We start from the raw sequence: 25,779 nt of genomic DNA on the forward strand, positions 1-25,779 counted from the left end.
CCCTTCTTGTTCGTTTGAGACGCCGGGCTGTGGGAGCGGGCTTGCTCGCGAAAGCGTTGTGTCATACAACATTGATGTCGATTGACACTCCCTCTTCGCGAGCAAGCCCGCTCCCACATGACCCGGGGATGGCCTCATTGGAACGGGCGACACGTAGGCGCAACAATGGATAAAAAGTCATACTAGCCATGTCCTCACGTCATACCTTGGATACCCATGAAACGACTGCCTCCCCTGCCGGCGCTGCACACTTTTCTGATTACAGCGCAGTGCTGCAACTTCACCCGGGCCGCTGAACAACTGCACATCACCCAAGGTGCGGTGAGCCGACAGATCGCCGGGCTGGAAGATCATCTGGGCTATGAGCTGTTCATCCGCCAGGCCAGGGGCCTTGAACTGACGACCGAGGGACGGGAATGGCTGCCACGGGTGCAGCAGATTTTCGGTTTGATCGACGAGGCCGTGGAGCAGATCGGCGAGACTCGCGAAACCCTGCAACTCAAGGCGCCGACCTGTGTCATGCGCTGGTTGCTGCCTCGCTTGCTGCAATGGCAGAAAGAGCGCCCGGATGTGCCGGTGGAACTGACCACCACGGTCAAGCACGGGGTGGATTTTCATCGCGAGCAGTTTGATGCGGCGGTGATGTACGGCGCACCGCCAGACGATGCACTGGCGTCTTGTCACCTGTTCGACGAACAACTGACGCCGGTCTGTTCCCGCCCCATGCTCGAAGGTCCCTTGGCGTTGCAGGCACCGACCGATTTGCAACAGCACCTGTTGTTGCACCCGACCCGCGACGAACGGGACTGGAAGGCCTGGTTGAAGGCAGCAGATGTGCATTTGACCAATGTCAGCAAGGGCCAGCATTTCGAAACACTGGACCTGGCGATGTCGATGGCGTCCCAGGGGACGGGTGTGGCGATTGGCGACTGGTCGTTGATCGGCGATGACCTGAATGCCGGGCGGCTGGTCATGCCCTTTGAGCTGAAGGTGAAAACCGGTTTGGCGTACTACATCGTGTTCCCCGACAAACCCGCACCTTCGCCGAAATTGCGTGAACTGATGGGGTGGCTGGTGGAGCAGGCGCAGGCGCGTTGAAGCAGCCCTGATCGTTCTCACGGGCGTGGGAACGATCATCTCAAGCCTCGGTCATTCGCCCCACTTCATCTCACCTTTGGCGACTTTGGCGCTCAGCTCCAGAGAACTTTCTTCAGCGAGGCTCGGGTAGCGTTTTTTCATGGCGCCGATCAGCGCGGCAGAGTCTTTCGCCTTGGCAGTTTCCTCGTCGAACGCCTTGATGTAGTCGGCGGTGAACTGCACTGCCGCCAGTGAGCGCGCGCTCTCACCCAGGTAATGACCCGGCACCACGGTTTTCGGTTTCAGGGTTTCGATCGAATGCAGCGTAGTCAGCCAATCGGCATGGGACTGCGCAGTTTGGGTGTCGGCCATCCAGACGTGGATGTTTTGCGCCACCACGACACCACCCACCACGGCCTTGATCGACGGAATCCACACGAAGCTGCGATCCGGCTGCGGGCCGTCAAGACCGACTACCTGCAGCTTCTGCCCTTCGAGAATCAGGCTGTCGCCCTCGAGCACATCCGGCACGATGGTTTTGGCCGGTACGTCCGCGCCCATCTTCGGGCCCCAGAACGCCAGTTTGCCCTCGACTGAGTGCCTGATGTGCTCGACGGTCGGTTGCGAGGCCAGCACCCTGGCCTTGGGGAATGCGGCGGTCAGGGTATCGAGGCCAAAGTAGTAGTCTGGATCGCCGTGGCTGATGTAGATAGTGGTCAGTAGCTTGCCGCTGGCGCGGATTTTTTCCACCACTTTTTCAGCTTGGGATTTGCCGAATTGCGCATCAATCAGAATCGCCTCTTTGTCGCCGCTGACCAGTACAGAGGTCACCGGGAAAATCGCTTGTTCGCCGGGATTGTAGACGTCCAGGGTCAATGTCGACGCTGCGGCATGGGCACCGAAGCCAAGTGCGGCGCTGGCCAGTAAAACGCGTTTGAGAGTGGTGAAACCGATCATCTGTTGCTCCGTTGTCCGAATGGCGATGCAACAGAGCTTAATTGCGTACTTCAGTACAAAAAATGCGATCCTTTGACATAGTTTGTTTCTAAAATCGGGCAAATCATGGATCGTCTACAAGCAATGCGGGTGTTCGTCACTGTGGTCGATCTTGGTAGCCAGTCCGCTGCCGCCGATCATCTGGAGCTGTCACGGCCGGTGGTGTCGCGGTACCTGGCCGAACTGGAAGACTGGATCGGCGCGCGTCTGATGCATCGCACCACGCGCAAATTAAGCCTGACCGCTGCCGGCAGCGAAATACTGCCGCGCTGTCGGCAGATGCTCGATTTATCCAGCGACATGCAAGCCGCCGTCAGCGAACCGGATGACGCTCCGCGCGGCCTGCTGCGAATCAGCGTCAGCACGTCGTTCGGCCAGGCGCAACTGGCCGATGCCATGGCGGCGTACGTCAAGCGTTACCCCGGCGTCAGCATCGACATGCAGATGCTCGACCGCACGGTGAACCTGGTGGATGAACGTATCGACCTGGCAATTCGCACCAGCAACGACCTGGACCCAAACCTGATCGCTCGCCGGCTGACGGTCTGTCGCTCGGTGGTCTGTGCCACTCCCGCCTACCTGCGCGAACATCCGGCGCCACAACGGGTCGAGGACCTGAGCCTGCATAACTGCCTGACCCATTCCTACTTCGGCAAAAACCTCTGGCATTTCGAGCAGGACGGCGAGCAGGTATCTGTGCCGGTGCAAGGCAACATCAGCGCCAACGAAGCCAGTACCCTGTTACGCGCCACCCTGGCCGGGGCCGGGGTGGCAATGCTGCCCACGTATCAGGCCGGGGTGCATATCCACAGCGGCGAGCTGATTCGCTTGCTGCCTGCCGTCGAGCCCCGGCAGTTGAACGTGTACGCGGTGTACGCCTCACGCAAGCACATGCCTGCGGCGCTGCGCAGCTTGCTGGATTTTCTGGTGGTGAGATTTGCGCAAGAACCGGAGTGGGATGCCGGGTTTTAAAATCAAAAGATCGCAGCCTGCGGCAACTCCTACACAACTCACCGACCCTGACCTATGCTCAAAGTAATACCCGAGGGTATTCGTTCAGAGGTCAACGCCATGAACATCAAAACAAGAAGATACCTTGCGATTCTCATCACCTGCGCGTTCACGCTCGGGTTGTATGGCGCTGCGGCCTGGCGCGTGGAACAACTGCGCGACCTGCCCCGTGAATACTCGAGCTGTTACTTCGAGCGCTGCGTTCCCCACAACGCGACGCTCAACGCCCTGCGGTAGGACGGGAGTCAGCTGTCCTTGTCCTGTTCGGCCTTCAAGCGGTCGCGGAACGCCTTGGGCGAAATGCCCACTCGACGGCGGAACAGCCGCGTGAAATTGGTCGGATCCGAAAATCCCAACACGTCGGACATTTCATAAATGGTCATGCTGGTATAGGTCAGCAAGCGCTTGGCCTCCAGCAGTTGACGCTCGTGCATGATCTGCAATGCCGGTTGCCCCGCCAGCTCGCGGCAGGTGCCATTGAGATGCGACACCGAAATCCCCAGGCGGTGGGCCAGGTCTTCGACCTTGACGTGTTGGCGATAAGTCTCTTCCACCAGTTGAATAAACCCGTTTAGGTATTCCCGCGCACGCTGTGGTCGCGCAAGTGCGGTACGTCGCTGGATCACCTGACGACTGACCCACACCATGATCACGCTGACCAGCGAATGCATGAGCATTTCCCGCGCCGGCTCATGGCTGGTGTATTCAGTGTGCAATGCGCTGAACAGGCTGTTGAGGTATTCGCCATTCTCGCCCGCCGGGTAGCTTTCGGCCTGGGCCAGGGCATTCACCGATTGCCCTAGCTGCCCTTGCAAATGGGTGATCAGTGGCGTCGCCAGGGTTACCACGAACCCTTCCACGTCCTCGGAAAAACGAAAGCCATGCACCGAAAGCGGTGGCAGGATCTGGATGGCCGGTTCTGTCAGTTGCGATCGTTTGCCTTCGATTTCAAGTTCTGCCTGACCTTTGAATACGAAGAGCAACTGGCATAAATCGGCATGGCGATGGGGTTTGATTTGCCAATGATGTTCGCGGCTGCGTTTGGAAATGGTTTCGCAGTGCAGCAAGTCCGGGGTTGGCCAATCCAGGCTTTCACCGTAGAGCTTGAACACGGGAATCGAAGGCAGGTCAGGCTTGTTCATGACGTCAATCCAGGCCTCGAGTAAATGGCGGGCGATAATCGCACTGATTGGCAGAATGTACAGGTATCCGCTCAGTTTTCACCTTCAATTGACAGACCCGCAAGGGAAAAATGCAAGCGTTCGATCCATAAAAATCATTCACCGGCCCTGGTCGCGTGAAGCTTGCGAGTCATAAAAACAATGAAAACGCTGAAAACCCAGGTTGCCATCATTGGTGCCGGCCCATCAGGCTTGCTGCTCGGCCAGTTGCTGCACAACGCGGGTATCGACAACGTCATTATCGAACGCCAGAGCCCCGACTATGTGCTCGGGCGAATCCGCGCCGGAGTCCTCGAACAGGGCATGGTAGAGCTGTTGCGCCAGGCCGGCGTGGGCCAGCGAATGGACCGCGAAGGGTTGGTCCACGGCGGCTTTGAACTGGCCCTCGACGGCCGTCAGGTACACATCGATCTGCACACCCTGACCGGTGGAAAAACGGTGATGGTCTATGGCCAGACCGAAGTCACCCGCGACCTGATGGCCGCTCGTCGGGAGGCTGGCGCGCAGACAATTTACCAGGCCGGCGATGTCGTTCCCCATGGCATGAAAAGCGCAGAAACCTTTGTCACGTTTGAGAAGGACGGCCAGGCCTGGCGCCTCGACTGCGACTACATCGCCGGTTGCGACGGTTTTCACGGCGTGGCGCGCCAGTCCATACCCGCCGACTGCCTGAAAGTGTTCGAGCGGGTCTATCCGTTCGGCTGGCTGGGAATCCTCGCCGATACCCCGCCGGTCCACGAAGAACTGGTCTACGCCCGCCATGAGCGCGGTTTTGCCCTGTGCAGCATGCGTTCGGCGACGCGCACCCGGTACTACCTGCAAGTGCCGACCAGCGATCACGTCGATAACTGGTCCGACCAACGCTTCTGGGACGAACTCAAGTTACGCCTGCCCCAAGACCTGGCAAACAAGCTGATCACCGGGCCGTCCATCGAAAAAAGCATCGCGCCGTTGCGCAGCTTCGTGGTCGAACCGATGCAGTACGGGCGGCTGTTCCTGGTCGGTGATGCGGCGCACATCGTCCCGCCCACCGGCGCCAAGGGCTTGAACCTGGCGGCCAGCGATGTCAGTACGCTGTTTAATATTCTGCTCAAGGTTTATCGCGAAGACCGCCTCGATTTGTTGGAGAAGTACTCCGAAATCTGCCTGCGCAGGGTATGGAAAGCCGAGCGGTTTTCCTGGTGGATGACTTCGATGCTGCATCGTTTCGATGATCAGGACGCCTTTGACCAGCGCATCGTCGAGTCAGAGCTTGAGTACTTCATCGGCTCCGAGGCCGGCCGAAAAACCATTGCAGAAAATTACGTCGGCCTTCCGTACGAGACTATCGAATAGCTTGCTATCGACTTACACTGGCGAGCATTCCCTGCTCGCCTGGCGGCTTGCAGGTCAATTACTGCCGCAGGTTTTCCCGTGACCAATCTCCACCAGCCTGAAACGCCAAAACCGGCGATCCGCAGCATTCTGGTCGCTTTGATGCTGGCGATCTTTCTCGGGGCACTGGACCAGACCATCGTTGCCGTGTCGATGCCGGCCATTTCCGCGCAGTTCAAGGACGTCAACCTGCTCGCCTGGGTCATCTCCGGTTATATGGTGGCAATGACCGTGGCGGTGCCGATCTACGGAAAACTGGGCGACCTGTACGGCCGGCGCAAACTGATGTTGTTCGGCATGGCTCTGTTCACCCTGGCTTCGGTGTTCTGCGGCATGGCCCAGAGCATGGAACAACTGGTGCTGGCGCGTATTTTCCAGGGCATCGGTGCTGGCGGGATGATTTCGGTGAGCCAGGCGATCATCGGCGACATCGTGCCGCCCCGGGAACGCGGTCGTTACCAGGGCTATTTCAGCAGCATGTACGCGGTGGCCAGCGTGGCGGGGCCGGTGCTCGGCGGCTATATGACCGAATACCTGTCCTGGCGCTGGGTGTTCCTGATCAACCTGCCGCTGGGCCTGGGTGCGTGGCTGGTAGCCAACCGAACACTGGTGGGGCTGCCCATTCCCCAGCGCAAACCGATCATCGATTATCTCGGCACCCTGCTGATGGTCATAGGCCTGACGGCGTTGCTGCTCGGGATCACCCAGGTTGGCCAGGGTCATTCATGGCGCAGCAGCCAAGTACTCTCGCTGCTCGCCTGTGCGCTGCTGGTGCTGGCGCTGTTCGTCGCCCATGAACGGCGGGCGCGGGAACCGTTGTTGCCCATGCATCTGTTTGCCAATCGCAATGCGATCCTGTGCTGGTGCACGATTTTTTTCACCAGCTTCCAGACCATTTCCCTGATCGTGCTGATGCCGTTGCGCTTCCAGAGCGTGACCGGCGCCGGGGCCGACAGCGCCGCCCTGCACCTTCTGCCATTGGCCATCGGATTGCCGATAGGCGCTTATTTCGCCGGCCGCCGCACCTCGGTGACCGGTCGTTACAAACCCATGATACTCACCGGTGCAGTGCTGATGCCGATTTCGATCCTGGGCATGGCGTTCACCCCGCCACAGGCGTTGGTATTGAGCAGCCTGTTCATGTTGCTCAGCGGGATCGCCGGCGGCATGCAGTTCCCGACTTCTCTGGTGGGCACGCAGAACTCTGTGGAGCAACGGGATATCGGCGTCGCCACCAGCACCACCAATCTGTTCCGCTCGCTGGGCGGCGCGGTGGGTGTGGCGCTGATGTCGGCACTGCTGCTGGCGTTGCTGCAGGACTCGAGCTTCGCCCACCTGGCTGGCTCCGCGCTGATCGCCGAAGGGCATTCGGGGAACGTCTTGCTGGACGGTTTGAACGCCGCACCGGGGGATGCCCAGGACGCCTTGCGTGCCGAGTTGTTGCTGACATTCCGGCATTTGCTGACGGTCAGTGCAGCGGTGTCGTTGCTGGGGCTGGCGGCGGCGATTGCCATGCCGAACATGTTATTGCGCGGGCGTGAGGACAAGGCTCGATAGGCAAAGCGAGTCGCCTTTATTCGCGGGCAAGCCCGCTCCCACAGGATTTTCGCAGTCCTTGTGGGAGCGGGCTTGCTCGCGAATGCGTCATGACAAACAGCAAATTATCAAGGGCTGTAATACCCGACTGCGACCAGAAAATGCCCGACCTTCTTCAGGTATGCATGCTTGTTCTCGACCTTGGTGGTCACCGGGTTTTTCCAGCGGTACTCGTATTCGCCATAGTCCTGTTTGGCCATCAGCGCCAGGATCGGCTCGCCCACCGGATTGCCTTCTGGATCCTTGATGCTGCTGAAGTCGGTATTGATCAGCCGCAGGTTAGTGCCATGGGCGACGTAACGCCGGGTATTGAGGTCGACGACAAACACGTACAAATCATCCTGCAGGTAACCGCCCTTGAGTGAGTTGATCGCCGTCAGGGTGCCCTTCTCGTCCTTGGTCAGATCGATCGCCGCTTTGTTGAGCAGCGCCATGGCTTGCTCCGCGGACGCCCGTGGCAGGTAATAACCGACGGCCAGGATGCGCTGGCCAATGCGCTGGTAGTAGACGCGCTTGCGTTCGACCTTGCCGTCCGACCAGTTCTGCCAGCGATATTCCCCCTGCTGGATACCATTGCCCTCCGGCACTTTCAGGGCGTCCTTGAAGGTTTTCTGCAAGTCCGGGGGCAGGGTTTCCGACACGTCCCGGCCTATCAGTGCTGCAGAAGGTCCGCCGCTGGCGAGCATCACGCCCTTGGTGTCAACCACGAAGACATAACGATCCTTGTCGACAAACTCGCCCTGGCGGCTGAATGCCGCGAAGGCCTTGTCGCCATTCTGGTGATAGTAGGCCAGGGCTTTTTCCAGCAAGGCGATGGCCGCCTGACTGTCTTCCTTCTCTGTCGCGGCGGCCTGCGCCTGGCCCAGCCCCATTAAAAGCATGCCGCACAGCAAGACGAATTTATGCACAAACCCCATTGCCCATCCCTCGTTCTCATTGGTGTTACAAGAGCGTAGACGGCAATGGGGCATGTATGGGTATTGAGTGTTGTCAGCCAATCATTCCCGGCGCATCCGGAAAGACCTGACTACTTACTGCCGGGCGCGCAGTTGCTGCTGAAGATTCTGAATCTGCGCCTGAAGGGTGTTGATGTTGCGGGTTACCTGGCCGCGGAAGGCATCGAATTCGGCGGTATTGGTCGCGCCCTGAGCCGGGGCTGGACGATTGTCCTGTACGCTTTTGAGTACAATGATTTCTTGTTCGAGACGCTCGATGGCAGCGCTCGGATTGCCCTGTTTCTTCAGTGCGACGATATCGGCCCCCAGGCTTTTCATCTGCGCGTCGAGCTTCTCGCTGTCGGCAGAGGCGCTTTTGAGTGCCGCCAGGTCGCCACTCAATGCTTTGACTTGCGCCTGCAACTGACCGTTGGCACTCTGCTGCTCGGTGTTCTGGGCGCTGATCTGTGCCAGGCGCTTATCGAGATCGGTGGTTTGCGCGCTCATCTGTGCCAGACGCTTGTCCAGCTCCGACGCCTGGCCGGCAACGCCCAGTTGCTGCGCATTCTGATCCTGGAGTTTGCTTTCCAGCTGTCTGATTTGCAGCTTCAGGGCTTCGCTGTCGCTGCTGACACTGGTCTGGCTGGCGACCACCTTGCCGGAAATATCCTGCAAGCGCCCTGCCGCTTCCTCACTGATTCGCGCGAAGCTTTCCTGGGTCGCCACCAGTTGCTGCTCCATCAGTGAGATCTGCTGAAAGCTCCACCAGGCAAGAACGGCAAAAGCAATGAACAAGGCGCCAACCAGCGCCCAGAGCGGGCCGGTGCTCGCCGCCTTGACCTTGACCACCGGGGCCGTGCGCGCATGCACGACCTTGCGCACAGTGGGCACAAACTCATCGTCGTCGAGAACGTCTGCACGCAAGCTCGGTACATCGTCAAAGTCGTCGTGGGCATCGTTACGCATGGACATTCAATCAACCTTTGTGAAACACGTGATGGCTTGATGCGCCGCAGTATAAACCCCACAGCCGCACAGGTTGACCCTGAACGCCCGCCATCGGTTCAGAAAGCGACCGTGACTTGAGTATCAGCGAATGTCCTGAGCCTTCCACCAGCCACAGAATTCATCGAGCGCCGTCCACAGACTGACCTTGGGATCGTAATCCAGATAATGCCGGGCGCGACTGATGTCCAGGGTGAAGTTTTTGTTCATGACCTGCATGCCCAGGCGCGACAAGGTCGGCTCGGGACGCCCCGGCCATAGCTTGCAGACGCCTTCGTTAAGCGCCGCAACGGAGTAGGCCAAGCCATAGGAACGGTAGCGGGTAACCTGTGGGACTTCCATTGCGCGCATGACGTAATTGACCACGTCCCACAGGGGAACCGGCGTGCCGTTACTGATATTGTAAGCCTTGCCCAAGGCAGAGCCGCTGGCCAGCAAGCTACTGAGCAGGGCTTCGTTGAGGTTTTGCACGCTGGTGAAATCAACCTTGTTCAGGCCATTGCCGATGATCGCAAGGCGCCCTTTGCGCTGCATCTTCAGCAAACGCGGGAAGATACTCATATCGCCAGCACCGGTAACGAAACGCGGGCGCAGGGCCAGGGTTTCGAGACCGAACTCCTGGGCACCGAAGACCTTTTGCTCGGCCAGGTACTTGGTAGCGGCGTAATGATGCTTGAAACGCTTGGGTACCTGTTCTTCAGTCAGGCCCAGATGATCGCGGCCATCGAAATAGATCGACGGCGATGACAGGTGCACCAACCGTCGAACCCGTTGTTTCAGGCAGGCCTCGACAACGTTCTCGGTGACCTGGACGTTGCCTTGATGGAAGTCCTGATACCGTCCCCACAACCCCACCGCTCCGGCGCAATGCACCACGGACTCGACGTCCGAGCACAGCTCGCGTGCCAGTTCCGGGTCGCTCAGGTCGCCCTGGATGAACTCGGCACCACGACGTACCAGATGCTCCACACTCTCGGCCCGGCGACCGTTGACCCGTACGTCCAGGCCCTGCTCCAGGGCGAAACGCGCAAAGCGTCCGCCAATGAAGCCGCTTGCGCCGGTAACCAGAATCTTCATTTATTGCTCCTAGAAATGCAGTTGCAAGCGTCAAGCTGCAAGCCGCAAGTTAAAACAGTGCACACGCGCTTTACTTGCCGCTCGCAGCTTGACGCTCAAGGCTGCACCCAGGGCACCAGCCATTGCTTCGACGCGAGCACCAATTGATCGGTCAGCAAACCCAGTAACTCACCGCCATTGCGCCAATGATGCCAGTACAAAGGCACATCGATCGGTTTATCTGGCAACAGTTCGCGCAATACCCCGCGCTCCAGTTGCTCGCGCACCTGAAGCTCCGGGACTAGCCCCCAGCCGAGTCCCGCTTCGGTGAGGCGGATAAAGCCTTCAGACGATGGGCAGAGATGGTGTTCGAATCCACCGTTGACCCCCAGGGATGCGAGATAGCGATGCTGCAGGAAATCGTCCGGGCCAAATACCAGCGCCGGGGTTCGAGCCAGCTGATCAGCGCGAACGCCCTCGGGAAAGTGCCGGGCAATGAAGGCCGGGCTGGCCAGCGCACGATAACGCATGGCCCCCAGCAATACACTGCGCGCCCCGGCCACCGGGCGCTCGCTGGCACAGAGGCAAGCCGCCACTTCTCCGGCACGCATACGTTTGAGGCCGACGGTCTGGTCTTCAACCACCAGATCCATCAACAAGTGTTGTTGCGCGCAGAACTCCCCCACCGCCTGCGCCCACCAGGTGGCCAGGCTGTCGGCATTCAAGGCAATCCGCAGGCGCTCCGGCAAGCCTTCTTCATCCAGTGCCGGTACCAGGCTTTGCAGATCGCGTTCAAGCAAGCGCACCTGTTGCACATGGTTGAGCAGGCGCCGGCCGATTTCCGTCGGCGTGGGCGGAGTAGCCCGCACCAGCACAGGTTGCCCGACCCGGGCTTCGAGCAACTTGATGCGCTGGGAAATCGCCGATTGCGACAGACCCAGCACCTGCGCGGCCCGTTCAAAACCGGCCTGCTCGACCACTGCGGCCAGGGCGGAAAGCAATTTGTAGTCGAACATCAGTTTTCCTAATGAGCGATCAGCATGATTTGTTTTTCTTATACAGGCTTCCAACGGAGAATGACCAGCATGAACTTCTGAACAAGGATTACCCCATGGCTGGCGAAACTTCACTGGCAACGCTGCTGCGCAGCATGAGCCCGCAACTCAACGCTGGCGAATATGTGTTCTGCACCCTGCGCGACGGCCATTTGCCGGCAGGTCTGGAGATTGTCGGCAGCTTTCGCGAGCAGGAAGGTCTGACCGTGATTCTCGAACGTTCCCGCGCCGAACAAGCCGGATTCAGCTTCGACTACGTGGCTGCGTGGATCACCCTGAACGTGCACTCGGCCCTGGAAGCCGTCGGCCTGACTGCCGCGTTTGCCAGCGCACTGGGCAACGCCGGCATCAGCTGCAACGTGATCGCCGGCTATTACCACGACCATTTGTTCGTCGGCCAGGCCGACGCCGACCGTGCCCTTCAGGTGTTGCGGAACCTGGCGGCCAACGCGGAGTAAACGATATGTGGCAAAGCTACGTGAACGGCCTGTTGGTGGCCTTCGGACTGATCATGGCAATCGGTACCCAGAATGCGTTTGTTCTGGCGCAAAGCCTGCGGCGTGAACATCACCTGCCGGTGGCCGCGCTTTGCGTGGCCTGCGATGCATTGCTGGTGGCCGCCGGGGTATTCGGCCTGGCGACGGTGCTGGCACAAAATCCGACGCTGTTGGCCATAGCTCGCTGGGGCGGCGCGGCGTTTCTATTGTGGTACGGCAGCCAGGCGCTGCGCCGGGCTTTTTCCAGCCAGAGCCTGCAACAAGGAGAAAACCAGACCGTGCGTTCGCTGCGGGCGGTGATGCTCAGCGCCCTGGCGGTAACGCTGCTCAACCCGCATGTCTACCTGGACACCGTTTTACTGATCGGCTCACTCGGCGCCCAACAAACCGAACCCGGCGCCTATGTGGTGGGCGCGGCCAGTGCCTCGCTGCTGTGGTTTTTCACCCTGGCGCTGGGCGCGGCGTGGCTGGCTCCGTGGCTGGCTCGACCGAGTACCTGGCGAATTCTCGACCTGCTGGTGGCGGTGATGATGTTTGCCGTAGCCGTCCAGTTAATTACCGCCGGGTAAATTGTTCCGCACAGCCCTGGAACCTCTATTCCACACAGTTGTTGCGTGGTTATGCCGCCACCCCGGTGCTATGATCCGAATCCCTGCGCCGCAAAGAGTACAAACTCCCCGGCGCTAGTCTGGCCGCCCGTGATCGGCCTTGCGCTCACCGCAACTGACCTGATTAGGAGAATCATCATGGCTTTCGAATTGCCGCCGCTGCCTTACGCACACGACGCCCTGCAGCCGCACATTTCCAAGGAAACCCTGGAATACCACCACGACAAGCACCACAACACCTATGTCGTGAACCTGAACAACCTGGTGCCAGGCACCGAGTTCGAAGGCAAGACCCTGGAAGAAATCGTCAAGACTTCCTCGGGCGGTATCTTCAACAACGCCGCTCAGGTCTGGAACCACACTTTCTACTGGAACTGCCTGGCACCAAATGCTGGCGGCCAACCAACCGGCGCACTGGCTGACGCGATCAACGCTGCTTTCGGTTCGTTCGACAAGTTCAAGGAAGAGTTCAGCAAGACTTCCATCGGCACCTTCGGTTCCGGCTGGGGCTGGCTGGTGAAAAAGGCTGACGGTTCCCTGGCCCTGGCCAGCACCATCGGCGCCGGCAACCCGCTGACCAACGGCGACACTCCGCTGCTGACCTGCGACGTCTGGGAACACGCTTACTACATCGACTACCGCAACGTTCGTCCGAAGTACGTCGAAGCGTTCTGGAACCTGGTCAACTGGAAATTCGTGGCTGAGCAGTTCGAAGGCAAGACCTTCACCGCTTAAGTCCGACGCCAGTCAAAAAACCCGGCTTTTCAGCCGGGTTTTTTATTGCCCGGGATTTTTCGGTTTGATGGGGCCTCTTCGCGAGCAAGCCTCACATTTGTCCGGGTACATCCGGGAGGGATTGGTCGGCTCACAGGCCACCATCGCCGGCAGGCCAGCTCCCACAAGAATTGGGGATCGCCGCAAGAGATAGGTCGGTTACAAGGCCGCCATGCAAGGTAAATCATGCTCCACATCGCGACCGTCATGCCGCTATCGAACCCAAGCCAATTTCCCACAATGAAACAAGCCGCGCGCCTCTTGCCGCACAGCCACAGACGTCTAACATCAACCAAATGGAAATTTTCTCCACCCAGCCCCTCAAGTTGAAGGACTCGACAACCGACACAGTACTAATAGGCAAATGGCTCAGGGCAACGAAAAATCGGCCAGGCTGCAGGCAAACCCGCCTGTGGCCGATTGTCCCTTTGACTGCCCCTACGGGATTGCCAATACTCAATGCAACTTGATGCTGCCCGCACGGAACAAGGAATAGCCCTTTGAAGCTGGAACTCAAGAACAGCTTGTCGGTGAAGTTGCTCCGGGTTGTGCTCCTGTCGGCATTGATCGTCGGCGTAGTCTTGAGCTGCGCGCAGATTGTTTTCGATGCCTATAAAACACGCCAGGCCGTCGCCGGTGATGCCGAGCGCATCCTCGATATGTTTCGCGACCCCTCGACCCAGGCTGTCTATAGCCTGGACCGGGAAATGGGCATGCAGGTCATCGAGGGCTTGTTTCAGGATGACGCCGTACGCCAGGCGTCCATCGGCCACCCCAACGAGCCCATGCTCGCGCAAAAAACCCGCGAGTTGCAGCAATCGAGCAGTCGCTGGCTGACCGACCTGATTCTTGGCAAGGAACGCACTTTCACCACCCAACTGGTGGGTCGCGGGCCGTACAGTGAGTATTACGGCGACCTGAGCATTACCCTCGATACCGCCACCTACGGGCAAGGTTTTATCGTCAGCTCGGTGATCATCTTCATTTCCGGCGTGTTGCGCGCCCTGGCGATGGGGCTTGTGCTGTACCTGGTTTATCACTGGCTGCTGACCAAGCCGTTGTCGCGGATCATCAAGCACCTCACGGAAATCAACCCGGATCGCCCCAGCGAGCACAAAATCCCATTGCTCAAGGGGCACGAGAAAAACGAGCTGGGCATCTGGATCAACACGGCAAATCAGCTGCTTGAATCCATCGAGCGCAATACTCACCTGCGTCATGAAGCGGAAAACAGCCTGCTGCGCATGGCCCAATACGACTTTCTCACCGGTTTACCGAACCGGCAGCAATTGCAGTATCAGCTGGACAAGATCCTGATCGACGCCGGCAAGCTGCAACGCCGGGTCGCTGTGCTGTGTGTAGGCCTCGACGACTTCAAGGGCATCAACGAACAGTTCAGCTATCAGACCGGCGACCAATTACTGCTGGCCTTGGCCGACCGCCTGCGCGGCCATAGTGGTCGCCTCGGTGCCCTTGCCCGCCTGGGTGGCGACCAGTTCGCCCTGGTGCAGGCCGATCTGGAACAACCCTACGAAGCCGCCGAACTGGCGCAAAGCATTCTTGATGATCTGGAAGCGGCGTTCGCCCTCGATCATCAGGAAATCCGCCTGCGTGCCACCATCGGCATCACTCTGTTTCCCGAGGACGGCGACAGCACCGAGAAGTTGTTGCAGAAGGCCGAGCAGACCATGACCCTGGCCAAGACCCGCTCGCGCAACCGCTATCAGTTCTATATTGCCAGTGTCGATACCGAAATGCGCCGCCGGCGCGAACTGGAAAAAGACCTGCGCGATGCCCTGACCCGCAACCAGTTCTACCTCCTCTACCAGCCGCAGATCAGCTACCGCGATCATCGGGTAGTCGGTGTCGAAGCGTTGATTCGCTGGCAGCACCCCGAGCACGGGCTGGTACCGCCAGACCTGTTCATCCCGCTGGCTGAGCAGAACGGCACCATCATTGCCATTGGCGAATGGGTACTGGACCAGGCCTGCAAGCAGCTGCGCGACTGGCATGACCAGGGCTTCAACGATTTGCGCATGGCGGTGAATCTGTCGACGGTGCAACTGCACCACGCCGAGTTGCCAAGGGTGGTCAACAACCTGTTGCAGATGTACCGCCTGCCTCCACGCAGCCTGGAACTGGAAGTTACCGAGACCGGCCTGATGGAAGACATCAGCACTGCCGCCCAGCACTTGCTCAGCCTGCGCCGCTCCGGGGCACTGATTGCCATCGACGACTTCGGGACCGGCTATTCGTCCCTGAGCTACCTGAAAAGCCTGCCCCTGGACAAGATCAAGATCGACAAGAGCTTCGTTCAGGACCTGCTCGATGACGACGACGATGCGACCATCGTCCGGGCCATCATCCAGTTGGGTAAAAGCCTTGGCATGCAGGTGATTGCCGAAGGTGTGGAAACCGCCGAGCAGGAGGCCTACATCATCTCCGAAGGTTGCCACGAAGGTCAGGGCTATTACTACAGCAAGCCGCTGTCGGCACGGGAATTGAGTGCTTACCTGAAACAGGCGCAGCGTAGCAACGCGGTAATTCTGTAACCCCTGTAGGAGCGAGCATGCTCCTGCAGGGTGAAGCACGCCCCTGTGTGAATAAGAAATATTTACAGGTACAACCCTTTACACATAATGCGAAAGATTTGCATTATGTCGCAGTTTTGCGCGCCCAAGGCGCCATTCAACCCCCTATCGAAGCAGGATGTTCGCCATGATTCGTATGCCTCTGGCTACCGCCAGTCTGTTGGCCATCGCTATTTCCCTCGCCGGCTGCGGTGAAGGTAAAGACAAAGAAACTGCTGCCGCGCCTGCGCCGGCTGCCAGCGCCGCTGCTGCACCGGCTGCTCCAGCCGTCGCACCTGCCGCTGCCAGCAAGGTCGACGAAGCCGCCGCCAAAGCCGTTGTCGCCCATTACGCCGACATCGTTTTTGCCGTTTACAGCGATGCCGAATCCACTGCCAAGACCCTGCAAACCGCCGTTGATGCCTTCCTCGCCAAGCCGAACGCCGACACTTTGAAGGCCGCCAAGGCCGCCTGGGTGGCCGCTCGTGTTCCTTACCTGCAGAGCGAAGTGTTCCGCTTCGGCAACACCATCATCGACGACTGGGAAGGTCAGGTTAACGCCTGGCCACTGGACGAAGGCCTGATCGACTACGTCGACAAATCCTACGAACACGCCCTGGGCAACCCGGGTGCCAGCGCCAACATCATCGCCAACACTGAAATCCAGGTCGGCGAAGACAAGGTTGACGTCAAAGACATCACCCCGGAAAAGCTCGCCAGCCTGAACGAGCTGGGCGGCTCCGAAGCCAACGTCGCCACCGGCTACCACGCCATCGAATTCCTGCTCTGGGGCCAGGATCTGAATGGCACCGGCCCTGGCGCCGGCAACCGTCCAGCCTCCGACTACCTGGAAGGCAAAGGCGCAACCGGCGGTCACAATGATCGTCGCCGTGCTTACCTGAAGTCCGTGACCCAGTTGCTGGTTAGCGACCTGGAAGAAATGGTTGGTAACTGGAAGCCCAACGTGGCCGACAACTACCGTGCCACCCTGGAAGCCGAACCGGTTGAATCCGGTCTGCGCAAAATGCTGTTCGGCATGGGCAGCCTGTCCCTGGGCGAACTGGCGGGCGAGCGCATGAAGGTTTCCCTGGAAGCCAACTCCCCTGAAGACGAACACGACTGCTTCAGCGATAACACCCACAACTCGCAGTTCTACGATGCCAAAGGCATTCGTAACGTCTACCTGGGTGAATACACCCGCGTCGACGGCAGCAAAATGACCGGCGCCAGCCTGTCGTCCCTGGTGGCCAAAGCCGACCCGGCTGCCGACACCGCGCTCAAAGCCGACCTGGCAGCCACCGAAGCGAAGATGCAGGTGATCGTCGACCACGCCAACAAGGGTGAGCACTACGACCAGTTGATCGCCGCCGGCAACACCGCTGGCAACCAGATCGTTCGCGACGCTATCGCCGCCCTGGTCAAGCAGACCGGTTCGATCGAAGCCGCCGCTGGCAAGCTGGGCATCAGCGACCTGAACCCGGACAACGCTGATCACGAGTTCTGATCAACGCTGGCTGAGTGAAAAAAGGCGACCTGCGGGTCGCCTTTTTTATTCTGGCGCAACACCATCAATGTGGGAGCGGGCTTGCTCGCGAAAGCGGTGTGTCAGTCAGCACTATTGTTGAATGTGACACCGCTTTCGCGAGCAAGCCCGCTCCCACAAGGGATCACTGTTGCGCAAATCCCCTGCCCCACATCAACCAAACGATAATTCCTCTTATTCAATCTCCCCTGCCCTGTTAGACTTTGCGCCCTTGTTTTGCTCGTCTTGCAGGATGTCTGATGCCCTCGCTGCCTCTTCGCTTGTCCGCACTGTTTCTGGCCCTGGGCCTGAGTGCCTGCGATGACGCCCCGCGTTTCACCGAAGCCGAACCCGGCGAAGCCCGCTCCGGTGGCAGCGCGACCGTGCGCAAGAGCGATCAGAATGCCTTTTCCCTGCCCTCGGCCAACCTGCCGCCGTCCCGGCGCGTGGACTTTAGCGTCGGCAACAGCTTTTTCCGCAATCCCTGGGTGATCGCTCCGGCGACAACCACCGCGCGTGATGGTCTGGGCCCACTGTTCAATACCAATGCCTGCCAGGGTTGCCACATCAAGGACGGCCGCGGTCACCCGCCGGAGCCCGGGGCGCAGAACGCCGTGTCGATGCTGGTGCGCCTGTCGATTCCCAATGACCCAGCCTACGCCAAGGTAATCGAACAGATCGGCGTGCTGCCTGAACCGGTCTACGGTGGCCAATTCCAGGACATGGCCGTCCCCGGCGTGGCACCGGAAGGCAAAGTGCGGGTTGATTACACACCCGTGCCGATTCACTTCAAGGACGGCACCGAAGTGATATTGCGCAAGCCAAGCCTGAACATCAGCCAACTGGGCTACGGCCCGATGCATCCCGACACGCGTTTTTCTGCACGGGTGGCGCCGCCGATGATCGGCCTGGGCCTGCTCGAAGCGATCCCCGACGAGGCGATCCTGGCCAACGCCGAGGCGCAGGCAAAGGAGAAAAACGGTATCGCCGGACGCCCGAACCGGGTCTGGGATGATGTCCAACAGAAAACCGTACTCGGGCGGTTTGGCTGGAAAGCCGGCCAACCGAACCTCAACCAACAGAATGTCCACGCGTTTTCCGGTGATATGGGCCTCACGACCAGCCTGAGACCCTTTGATGACTGCACCGACGCGCAAACCGCCTGCAAACAGGCGCCGAGTGGTAACGGCCCGAATGGCGAGCCGGAAGTCAGCGATAACATCCTGCGCCTGGTGCTGTTCTACAGCCGCAATCTCGCCGTACCGGCCCGCCGCGACGTCAGCGCGCCTGAAGTGCTGGCCGGCAAAAATCTGTTCTATCAGGCTGGCTGCCAGTCATGTCACACACCGAAATACACTACTGCCGCCAACGCCGCCGAACCTGAACTGGCCAATCAAGTGATTCGCCCGTACAGCGACCTGCTACTGCATGACATGGGCGAAGGCCTGGCCGACAACCGCAGCGAATTCCAGGCCAGTGGCCGCGACTGGCGCACCCCGCCGTTGTGGGGCATCGGCCTGACACAGGCGGTCAGTGGCCACACTCAGTTCCTGCATGACGGCCGTGCCCGCAACTTGCTCGAAGCGGTGCTCTGGCATGGCGGCGAAGCGACAGCGGCGCAGCAACAGGTTTTGTCTTTCAATGCCGGGCAGCGTGCTGCGCTGCTGGCGTTTTTGAATTCCCTTTAATACGCATTCCTTCAGCGGGAGCCCGACATGTTCCGTCCCAAGTTGTTGTTCACCAGCCTCGCCGCCCTCGCCCTGGGCGCCTGCTCGCCCCAGGACCCGCAAGCGGTCACTTCGGCGGCGATCGCCAAATCGGTGATCCTGCCGACCTACACCCGCTGGGTTGAGGCCGACCGTCAGCTGGCCGTCAGCGCTCTCGCGTACTGTGAGGGCAAGCAAACCCTGGAAACGGCCCGCGCCGACTTCCTTCACGCACAAAAAGCCTGGGCCGAACTGCAACCTTTGCTGATCGGGCCGTTGGCCGAAGGCAACCGTGCCTGGCAAGTACAGTTCTGGCCGGACAAGAAAAACCTGGTGGGCCGTCAGGTCGAGCAACTGGTCACCGCGCAACCGCAGATCGATGCTGCCACCCTGGCCAAGTCCAGCGTTGTGGTGCAAGGCCTGTCGGCCTATGAGTACGTCCTGTTCGACAGCAAGCCCGATGTTGCCAAGGCTGAACAGAAAGCCAGGTTCTGCCCCCTGCTGGTCGCGATCGGCGAGCGTCAGAAGCAATTGGCCGAAGAGATCCTGCAAAGCTGGAACAACACCGACGGCATGCTCGCGCAAATGAGCAAATTCCCGAATCAGCGCTACGCCGATTCCCACGAAGCCATTGCTGACCTGCTGCGCGTGCAAGTGACCGCCCTGGACACCTTGAAGAAGAAGCTCGGCACGCCGATGGGCCGCCAGAGCAAGGGCGTGCCGCAGCCGTTCCAGGCCGATGCCTGGCGTAGCCAATCATCCCTGGCCAGTCTCGAAGCCAGCCTCGCCGCCGCCAAAACGGTATGGGAAGGTGTCGACAACAAAGGCCTGCGCGGTCTGTTGCCGAGCGAGCAGAAACCCTTGGCCGACAAGATCGACGCCGCTTATGCCGCTTCGCTGAAACTGTTCGCCGGCAACCAGCGCTCGCTGACCGATATGCTCGGTGACGATGCCGGTCGCCAGCAGCTCAACGAGCTCTACGACAGCCTCAACGTCGTCCACCGCCTGCACGAAGGCGAGCTGGCCAAGGCGCTGGGCATCCAACTGGGCTTCAACGCCAACGATGGTGACTGATGAGGACGAGTGCCATGCTGCGACGTCAGGCTCTGACTTTAGGTAGCTTGCTGCTGGGAGCAGTGACACTGGGCGGCTGGACGCTGTTCAAGCAAAAGGATAAAAGCCCGCTGCTGCTATCGGCGCGGGACGATACCGACGGCAAGCACTACGCCGTCGGCTATCGACTGGATGGCACCCGGGTGTTTGCCACCCAGGTCGGCCAGCGTTGCCACGACATCATCAACCACCCGACTCAGCCGATTGCGCTGTTTGTCGCCCGCCGCCCGGGCACCGAGAGCTACCTGATCGATCTGCGCGACGGTTCGCTGCTGCAAACCGTGACGTCAAAGCCGAACCGGCACTTCTACGGGCACGCGGTAGTTCACCAGAGCGGCGACTGGCTGTATGCCACCGAAAACGACACCACCGAGCCGGGTCGCGGCTTGCTTGGTGTGTACAAGTTCGAAGGCGCACGGCTGGTGCACAGCGGTGAGATTTCCACCCACGGTATCGGCCCGCACCAGGTGTCCTGGATGCCCGACGGCGAAACCCTGGTAGTGGCCAACGGCGGAATCCGCACCGAGGCCGAAAGCCGGGTCGAGATGAACCTCGATGCCATGGAGCCGAGCCTGGTGCTGATGCAGCGTGACGGCACACTGTTGAGCAACGAAACCCTCGCCCAGCAGATGAACAGCGTGCGTCACCTGGGGATTGCCAGCGACGGCACCATCGTCGCCGGTCAGCAATTCATGGGGGCGGCCCATGAGTCGTCGGAGCTGCTGGCGATCAAGCGCCCCGGCCGGCCTTTTGTCGCGTTCCCGGTGCCGGAACACCAATTGCAGGCCATGGGGCACTACACCGCCAGTGTCGCGGTGCACAGCGACTTGCGACTGGTGGCGTTGACTGCACCACGGGGTAACCGCTTTTTCATCTGGGACCTGGACAGCGGCGAAGTACGCCTGGACGCACCCTTGCCCGATTGCGCCGGAGTCGGTGCGGTGGCCGATGGCTTCGTCGTGACCTCGGGCCAGGGACGTTGCCGCTACTACGATTGTCGCCAGTCCGAGCTGCTGGCAAAACCCCTGGAGCTTCCGGCAGGGCTCTGGGACAACCATCTTCATCTAGTCTGAGCTTCTGTGGGAGGGCTTGCCTTGTGTGAGAGGGCTTGCCTTCTGTGAGAGGGCTTGCCTTCTGTGAGAGGGCTTGCCTTCTGTGGGGGGGCTTGCCTGTGGCGAGGGGGCTTGCCCCCGATGGGTGGCGAAGCCACCCCCATAACCACCACCGCGGGTTTTTTAGATAAACCACTACATCGTGCTCTCCGTTTTTAGGGCTGCTGCGCAGCCCAACGGGGGCAAGCCCCCTCGCCACAGGCAAGCCCCCTCACCACAGCAAGCCTCCCGGTTTTTGTGTTCAGCCGCTCTATTCCCTGGCTAGCAGTCATCGGCGGGGCCACTCGTAAAAAGTGCCAGTTGGATTCCCCCACCGACTCGCGGTAATGTGCCCTACTGTCTCACCTGATTTCTCCAAGGAACTGGAAATATGCTGCGTCGCCGCATGCTGATCATGTTGGGTGTTGTCTTGCTGATCGTGGTGATCCTGGGCGCTTACAAGGCCTTCTCCGTCTACACGATGATTCAAGGCTTCTCGGCGCCTAAACCGCCGATCAGCGTCGCCGTGGCTACCGCCACCGAGCGGCCGTGGCAAGTTCGCCTGCCCACCGTCGGCACGCTGAAGGCGCTGCAAGGAGTAGACCTGAGCCTGGAGACTGACGGCACCGTCACCGATGTGCAGTTCCAGTCCGGGCAGACGGTCAAGGCCGGCCAGCCGATCGTCAAGCTCGACAGCGCCGTGGAGAGCGCCCTGCTGGAAACCGCCCTGGCCGATCTCGGACTTGCCCAACTCGATTACACCCGCGGCAGTCAACTGGTCGGCAGCCAGGCCATTTCCAAAGGCGAGTTCGACCGTCTCTCGGCGGTACTGAAAAAGAGCAAGGCCACCGTCAATCAACTCAAGGCGGCGCTCGGCAAGAAAAGCATCCTGGCACCGTTCAGCGGGACCATCGGCATTCGCCAGGTGGATGTCGGCGACTACGTGGCCAGCGGCACCATGATCGCAACCCTGCAAGACCTCAGCAGCCTCTACGCCGACTTCTTCGTGCCCGAGCAGGCGGTACCGAAGATCGCTATCGGCCAGAAGATAGAAGTCATTGTCGCAGCCTACCCGCAGCAGACTTTCCCCGGCACCATCAGTGCAATCAACCCGAAGCTGGAGAACAGCACCCGCAACGTGCAGGTCCGTGCAACCCTGGCCAATCCCGAGGGCAAGCTGCTGCCAGGGATGTTCGCCAGCCTGCAGGTGCTGTTGCCCAATCCCCTGCCGCGCATCGTTGTGCCGGAAAGCGCGATCACCTACACGCTCTACGGTAACTCGGTATATGTCGCCGTGCAGAAGAAGGCCGAAGACGGCAGCCTGGAAAAAGACGACAAAGACCAGCCGATCCTCATCGCCGAACGGCGTTACGTCGAAACCGGCGAACGTCGTGATGGGCAGGTGATGATCACCAAGGGCGTGCAGAAGGGCGAAGCAGTGGTCACCGCCGGCCAGATCAAACTGGACAACGGCGCACACATTGCCATCAGCGACGACAAGACCCTAGCCAAGAAGAACGGCCCGCCAGGCGCGGACTGATCAAGGAACCGCCATGGCTTTTACCGACCCGTTCATCCGTCGCCCGGTGCTCGCAACCGTGGTCAGCCTGCTGATTGTATTACTGGGTTTCCAGGCCTGGAGCAAACTGCCACTGCGTCAGTACCCGCAAATGGAAAACGCCCTGATCACGGTAACCACCGCTTACCCCGGGGCCAACGCCGAGACCATCCAGGGCTACATCACCCAGCCGATGCAACAGAGCCTGGCCAGCGCCGAGGGCATCGACTACATGACCTCGGTGAGTCGCCAGAATTTTTCGGTGATCTCCATCTACGCCCGCATCGGCGCCAACAGCGACCGTCTGTTCACCGAACTGCTGGCCAAGGCCAACGAGGTCAAGAACCAGCTGCCCCAGGACGCCGAAGACCCGGTGTTGAGCAAGGAGTCGGCTGACGCCTCGGCACTCATGTACATCAGTTTCTTCAGCAAGGAACTGAATAATCCACAAATTACCGACTACCTGTCCCGGGTGATCCAGCCGAAGCTGGCGACCCTGCCGGGCATGGCCGAAGCCGAGATTCTCGGCAACCAGGTGTTTGCCATGCGCCTGTGGCTGGACCCGGTCAAGCTGGCCGGGTTCGGCCTGAGCGCCAGCGACGTGACCGATGCAGTGCGCCGCTACAACTTCCTCTCTGCCGCCGGTGAAGTGAAAGGCGAGTACGTGGTCACCAGCATCAACGCCAATACCGAGCTCAAATCTGCCGAAGCCTTCGGGGCAATCCCCCTCAAGGTCGATGGCGACAGCCGCGTGCTGCTCAGCGATGTCGCCAGGGTCGAGATGGGCGCGGAAAACTACGACACCATCAGTTCCTTCGGCGGCACGCCTTCGGTTTACATCGGCATCAAGGCGACCCCGGCCGCCAACCCGCTGGATGTGATCCGCGAAGTGCGCAAGATCATGCCGGAGCTGGAAGCCCAGTTGCCGCCCAACCTCAAGGCTGAAATTGCCTACGACGCCACGCTGTTCATCCAGGCCTCGATCGACGAAGTGGTCAAGACGTTGTTCGAAGCGGTGCTGATCGTGATAGTCGTCGTCTTCCTGTTCCTCGGGGCACTGCGCTCGGTGGTGATCCCGGTGGTCACCATCCCGCTGTCGATGATCGGGGTGATGTTCTTCATGCAGATGATGGGTTACTCCTTGAACCTGCTGACCTTGTTGGCGATGGTGCTGGCCATCGGCCTGGTGGTGGACGACGCCATTGTGGTGGTGGAAAACATCCACCGGCACATCGAAGAAGGCAAGACGCCCCTGGACGCTGCTATCGAAGGCGCCCGGGAGATCGCCATGCCGGTGGTGTCGATGACTATCACCCTGGCGGCCGTGTATGCGCCAATCGGCTTCCTGACCGGGCTCACCGGGGCGCTGTTCAAGGAGTTTGCCCTGACCCTGGCCGGGGCCGTGGTGATTTCCGGCATCATCGCCCTGACCCTGTCGCCGATGATGTGCGCCTTCCTGCTGCGCCACGATGAAAACCCTAGCGGCCTGGCCCACCGCCTGGACGTGATTTTTGAAAGCCTCAAGCGCCGCTACCAGAGCATGCTGCACGGCACGCTCAATACGCGACCTGTCGTACTGGTGTTCGCCGTGATCGTGTTGTGCCTGATTCCGGTGTTTCTCAAGTTCACCAAGACGGAGCTGGCGCCGGACGAGGACCAGGGCATCATCTTCATGCTGGCCAACGCCCCGCAACCGACCAACCTGGACTATCTGAACACCTACACCGACGAGTTCATCGAGATCTTCAAGGCGTTCCCCGAGTATTACTCATCGTTCCAGATCAACGGTTTCAACGGTGTGCAATCGGGTGTCGGAGGCTTCCTGCTCAAGCCGTGGAACGACCGTAGCCGGACCCAGATGGAGATCCTGCCCGAGGTCCAGGGCAAACTTGCGAGCATTTCCGGGCTGCAGGTTTTCGGTTTCAACCTGCCCTCCCTGCCGGGCACCGGCGAGGGGTTGCCGTTCCAGTTCGTCATCAACTCCGCCAGCGATTATGACCTGCTGCTGCAAGTGATCGAGCGGGTGAAAAAACGCGTGATGGATTCCGGCAAATTCGCCTTTGCCGATGTCGACCTGGCCTTCGACAAACCCGAAGTGGTGGTGGATATCGACCGCGCCAAGGCGGCGCAGATGGGGGTTTCCATGCAGGATCTGGGGGGCACCCTGGCAACCTTGCTGGGCGAAGCGGAGATCAACCGGTTCACCATTGAGGGGCGCAGTTACAAAGTCATCGCCCAGGTCGAACGGCCCTTCCGCGACAACCCGGACTGGCTTAACAACTATTACGTCAAGAACAACAAGGGTGAACTGCTGGCCCTGTCGACCCTGATTACCGTCTCTGATCGCGCGCGCCCTCGGCAGTTGAATCAGTTCCAGCAACTCAACTCGGCCATCCTTTCCGGCGTGCCGCTGGTCAGCATGGGTGAAGCCATCGAGTTGGTGCGCCAGATCGCCCAAGAAGAAGCCCCGATCGGTTTTACCTTCGATTATGCAGGCGCATCGAGACAATACGTGCAGGAAGGCAGCGCGCTGTGGGTCACCTTTGCCCTGGCACTGGCGATCATTTTCCTGGTGCTGGCCGCGCAGTTTGAAAGCTTCCGCGACCCGCTGGTCATCCTGGTGACCGTGCCGCTGTCCATCTGTGGTGCGTTGATTCCGCTGTTCCTGGGCTGGTCGAGCATGAACATCTATACCCAGGTTGGCCTGGTGACGTTGATCGGCTTGATCAGTAAACACGGGATCCTGATCGTCGAATTCGCCAACCAGCTGCGTAAGGACAAGGGCCTGACCGCGCGGGAAGCCGTGGAGGAAGCCGCTGCCATTCGCCTGCGGCCGGTCTTGATGACCACTGCGGCGATGGTATTTGGCATGGTTCCGTTGATCATTGCCACGGGGGCGGGTGCCGTCAGCCGCTTCGACATCGGCATGGTGATCGCCACGGGCATGTCCATCGGGACCTTGTTCACGCTGTTCGTGTTGCCGTGTGTGTATACGCTGCTGGCAAAACCCGATAAACCTTGATTCAGACGAGTAAAAAAAAGGCCTCGCAGCAG

The 25,779-nt window shown here is 60.0% G+C and carries 21 protein-coding genes; 15 read left to right on the plus strand and 6 right to left on the minus strand.

What is annotated here, in order from left to right:
* The first annotated feature begins 216 nt into the window (after positions 1–216).
* Entirely contained in the window at positions 217–1,098 is an 882-nt protein-coding gene (locus tag KW839_RS13690) for a LysR substrate-binding domain-containing protein (protein ID WP_218424632.1), read from the plus strand.
* 51 nt (positions 1,099–1,149) lie between these two features.
* Here KW839_RS13690 and KW839_RS13695 read toward each other — a convergent pair whose 3' ends face one another.
* On the minus strand, positions 1,150–2,034 hold the full coding sequence (locus KW839_RS13695; protein WP_218424633.1) for an MBL fold metallo-hydrolase: 885 nt from the start codon (positions 2,032–2,034) through the stop codon (positions 1,150–1,152).
* A gap of 105 nt (positions 2,035–2,139) precedes the next feature.
* On the opposite strand from KW839_RS13695, the gene KW839_RS13700 reads away from it, so the two are divergent.
* Together KW839_RS13700 and KW839_RS13705 are read left to right on the plus strand one after the other, a co-directional pair.
* Positions 2,140–3,045, plus strand: a complete 906-nt coding sequence (locus KW839_RS13700; RefSeq protein WP_218424634.1) for a LysR family transcriptional regulator — start codon at positions 2,140–2,142, stop codon at positions 3,043–3,045.
* Between the two features lie 99 nt (positions 3,046–3,144).
* Positions 3,145–3,321, plus strand: coding sequence for a hypothetical protein (locus KW839_RS13705; protein ID WP_177336931.1), 177 nt, complete (start codon positions 3,145–3,147; stop codon positions 3,319–3,321).
* An 8-nt stretch (positions 3,322–3,329) separates the two neighbouring features.
* On the opposite strand, the gene KW839_RS13710 is transcribed toward KW839_RS13705, so the two are convergent.
* Positions 3,330–4,226 (minus strand): helix-turn-helix domain-containing protein, encoded by an 897-nt coding sequence (locus KW839_RS13710; protein WP_060539599.1) that lies wholly within the window; start codon positions 4,224–4,226, stop codon positions 3,330–3,332.
* A gap of 189 nt (positions 4,227–4,415) precedes the next feature.
* Between KW839_RS13710 and pobA the strand changes: the two genes are divergently transcribed.
* Positions 4,416–5,600 carry a 4-hydroxybenzoate 3-monooxygenase gene (gene pobA / locus KW839_RS13715; RefSeq protein WP_218424727.1) on the plus strand — a complete coding sequence of 395 codons (1,185 nt, stop codon included), beginning with the start codon at positions 4,416–4,418 and terminating at the stop codon, positions 5,598–5,600.
* Positions 5,601–5,678: 78 nt separating this feature from the next.
* Positions 5,679–7,196: an MDR family MFS transporter gene (locus KW839_RS13720; protein WP_218424635.1), complete on the plus strand. Its 1,518-nt coding sequence runs from the start codon at positions 5,679–5,681 to the stop codon at positions 7,194–7,196.
* A gap of 107 nt (positions 7,197–7,303) precedes the next feature.
* Here the strand turns inward: KW839_RS13720 and KW839_RS13725 are convergent, their stop codons facing one another.
* The 4 genes from KW839_RS13725 to KW839_RS13740 all read right to left on the minus strand — a co-directional run bounded on the left by KW839_RS13725 (position 7,304) and on the right by KW839_RS13740 (position 11,247).
* Positions 7,304–8,152: a cache domain-containing protein gene (locus KW839_RS13725; protein ID WP_060539596.1), complete on the minus strand. Its 849-nt coding sequence runs from the start codon at positions 8,150–8,152 to the stop codon at positions 7,304–7,306.
* Between the two features lie 114 nt (positions 8,153–8,266).
* Positions 8,267–9,142: a hypothetical protein gene (locus KW839_RS13730; protein WP_060539595.1), complete on the minus strand. Its 876-nt coding sequence runs from the start codon at positions 9,140–9,142 to the stop codon at positions 8,267–8,269.
* Positions 9,143–9,259: 117 nt separating this feature from the next.
* The gene (locus KW839_RS13735) at positions 9,260–10,252 is read right to left on the minus strand and encodes an NAD(P)-dependent oxidoreductase (protein ID WP_218424636.1); all 993 of its coding nucleotides are present in this window, start codon (positions 10,250–10,252) and stop codon (positions 9,260–9,262) included.
* 95 nt (positions 10,253–10,347) lie between these two features.
* Positions 10,348–11,247, minus strand: a complete 900-nt coding sequence (locus tag KW839_RS13740) for a LysR family transcriptional regulator ArgP (protein ID WP_218424637.1) — start codon at positions 11,245–11,247, stop codon at positions 10,348–10,350.
* Between the two features lie 95 nt (positions 11,248–11,342).
* On the opposite strand from KW839_RS13740, the gene KW839_RS13745 reads away from it, so the two are divergent.
* The 10 genes from KW839_RS13745 to KW839_RS13790 all read left to right on the plus strand — a co-directional run bounded on the left by KW839_RS13745 (position 11,343) and on the right by KW839_RS13790 (position 25,747).
* Positions 11,343–11,744 carry an ACT domain-containing protein gene (locus tag KW839_RS13745; RefSeq protein WP_060539592.1) on the plus strand — a complete coding sequence of 134 codons (402 nt, stop codon included), beginning with the start codon at positions 11,343–11,345 and terminating at the stop codon, positions 11,742–11,744.
* A 5-nt stretch (positions 11,745–11,749) separates the two neighbouring features.
* Positions 11,750–12,352: a LysE/ArgO family amino acid transporter gene (locus KW839_RS13750; RefSeq protein ID WP_060539591.1), complete on the plus strand. Its 603-nt coding sequence runs from the start codon at positions 11,750–11,752 to the stop codon at positions 12,350–12,352.
* Between the two features lie 177 nt (positions 12,353–12,529).
* Positions 12,530–13,126, plus strand: a complete 597-nt coding sequence (locus KW839_RS13755; RefSeq protein WP_060539590.1) for a superoxide dismutase — start codon at positions 12,530–12,532, stop codon at positions 13,124–13,126.
* A 539-nt stretch (positions 13,127–13,665) separates the two neighbouring features.
* Positions 13,666–15,717, plus strand: a complete 2,052-nt coding sequence (locus tag KW839_RS13760; protein ID WP_060539589.1) for a bifunctional diguanylate cyclase/phosphodiesterase — start codon at positions 13,666–13,668, stop codon at positions 15,715–15,717.
* A 166-nt stretch (positions 15,718–15,883) separates the two neighbouring features.
* Positions 15,884–17,239 carry an imelysin family protein gene (locus tag KW839_RS13765; RefSeq protein WP_060539588.1) on the plus strand — a complete coding sequence of 452 codons (1,356 nt, stop codon included), beginning with the start codon at positions 15,884–15,886 and terminating at the stop codon, positions 17,237–17,239.
* A 278-nt stretch (positions 17,240–17,517) separates the two neighbouring features.
* Entirely contained in the window at positions 17,518–18,945 is a 1,428-nt protein-coding gene (locus KW839_RS13770) for a di-heme oxidoredictase family protein (protein ID WP_218424638.1), read from the plus strand.
* A gap of 27 nt (positions 18,946–18,972) precedes the next feature.
* Positions 18,973–20,037, plus strand: coding sequence for an imelysin family protein (locus KW839_RS13775; RefSeq protein ID WP_218424639.1), 1,065 nt, complete (start codon positions 18,973–18,975; stop codon positions 20,035–20,037).
* Positions 20,038–20,051: 14 nt separating this feature from the next.
* Complete coding sequence (locus tag KW839_RS13780; RefSeq protein ID WP_218424640.1) at positions 20,052–21,149, plus strand: DUF1513 domain-containing protein; 1,098 nt, start codon at positions 20,052–20,054, stop codon at positions 21,147–21,149.
* A gap of 409 nt (positions 21,150–21,558) precedes the next feature.
* Positions 21,559–22,707 (plus strand): efflux RND transporter periplasmic adaptor subunit, encoded by a 1,149-nt coding sequence (locus KW839_RS13785; RefSeq protein ID WP_218424641.1) that lies wholly within the window; start codon positions 21,559–21,561, stop codon positions 22,705–22,707.
* A gap of 13 nt (positions 22,708–22,720) precedes the next feature.
* Positions 22,721–25,747: a multidrug efflux RND transporter permease subunit gene (locus tag KW839_RS13790; RefSeq protein ID WP_218424642.1), complete on the plus strand. Its 3,027-nt coding sequence runs from the start codon at positions 22,721–22,723 to the stop codon at positions 25,745–25,747.
* Positions 25,748–25,779 lie beyond the last annotated feature (32 nt).

The sequence above is a fragment of the Pseudomonas sp. PDM31 genome, from assembly GCF_019218965.1.
Taxonomy (GTDB): domain Bacteria; phylum Pseudomonadota; class Gammaproteobacteria; order Pseudomonadales; family Pseudomonadaceae; genus Aquipseudomonas.

What these genes read in the sequence shown, in the direction of transcription:
- KW839_RS13690 (WP_218424632.1), top strand. Translation starts at nt 217, where the DNA reads ATGAAACGACTGCCTCCCCTGCCGGCGCTGCACACTTTTCTGATTACA.
- KW839_RS13695 (WP_218424633.1), bottom strand. Translation starts at nt 2,034, where the DNA reads ATGATCGGTTTCACCACTCTCAAACGCGTTTTACTGGCCAGCGCCGCA.
- KW839_RS13700 (WP_218424634.1), top strand. Translation starts at nt 2,140, where the DNA reads ATGGATCGTCTACAAGCAATGCGGGTGTTCGTCACTGTGGTCGATCTT.
- KW839_RS13705 (WP_177336931.1), top strand. Translation starts at nt 3,145, where the DNA reads ATGAACATCAAAACAAGAAGATACCTTGCGATTCTCATCACCTGCGCG.
- KW839_RS13710 (WP_060539599.1), bottom strand. Translation starts at nt 4,226, where the DNA reads ATGAACAAGCCTGACCTGCCTTCGATTCCCGTGTTCAAGCTCTACGGT.
- KW839_RS13725 (WP_060539596.1), bottom strand. Translation starts at nt 8,152, where the DNA reads ATGGGGTTTGTGCATAAATTCGTCTTGCTGTGCGGCATGCTTTTAATG.
- KW839_RS13730 (WP_060539595.1), bottom strand. Translation starts at nt 9,142, where the DNA reads ATGTCCATGCGTAACGATGCCCACGACGACTTTGACGATGTACCGAGC.
- KW839_RS13735 (WP_218424636.1), bottom strand. Translation starts at nt 10,252, where the DNA reads ATGAAGATTCTGGTTACCGGCGCAAGCGGCTTCATTGGCGGACGCTTT.
- KW839_RS13740 (WP_218424637.1), bottom strand. Translation starts at nt 11,247, where the DNA reads ATGTTCGACTACAAATTGCTTTCCGCCCTGGCCGCAGTGGTCGAGCAG.
- KW839_RS13745 (WP_060539592.1), top strand. Translation starts at nt 11,343, where the DNA reads ATGGCTGGCGAAACTTCACTGGCAACGCTGCTGCGCAGCATGAGCCCG.
- KW839_RS13750 (WP_060539591.1), top strand. Translation starts at nt 11,750, where the DNA reads ATGTGGCAAAGCTACGTGAACGGCCTGTTGGTGGCCTTCGGACTGATC.
- KW839_RS13755 (WP_060539590.1), top strand. Translation starts at nt 12,530, where the DNA reads ATGGCTTTCGAATTGCCGCCGCTGCCTTACGCACACGACGCCCTGCAG.
- KW839_RS13765 (WP_060539588.1), top strand. Translation starts at nt 15,884, where the DNA reads ATGATTCGTATGCCTCTGGCTACCGCCAGTCTGTTGGCCATCGCTATT.
- KW839_RS13770 (WP_218424638.1), top strand. Translation starts at nt 17,518, where the DNA reads ATGCCCTCGCTGCCTCTTCGCTTGTCCGCACTGTTTCTGGCCCTGGGC.
- KW839_RS13775 (WP_218424639.1), top strand. Translation starts at nt 18,973, where the DNA reads ATGTTCCGTCCCAAGTTGTTGTTCACCAGCCTCGCCGCCCTCGCCCTG.
- KW839_RS13780 (WP_218424640.1), top strand. Translation starts at nt 20,052, where the DNA reads ATGCTGCGACGTCAGGCTCTGACTTTAGGTAGCTTGCTGCTGGGAGCA.
- KW839_RS13785 (WP_218424641.1), top strand. Translation starts at nt 21,559, where the DNA reads ATGCTGCGTCGCCGCATGCTGATCATGTTGGGTGTTGTCTTGCTGATC.
- KW839_RS13790 (WP_218424642.1), top strand. Translation starts at nt 22,721, where the DNA reads ATGGCTTTTACCGACCCGTTCATCCGTCGCCCGGTGCTCGCAACCGTG.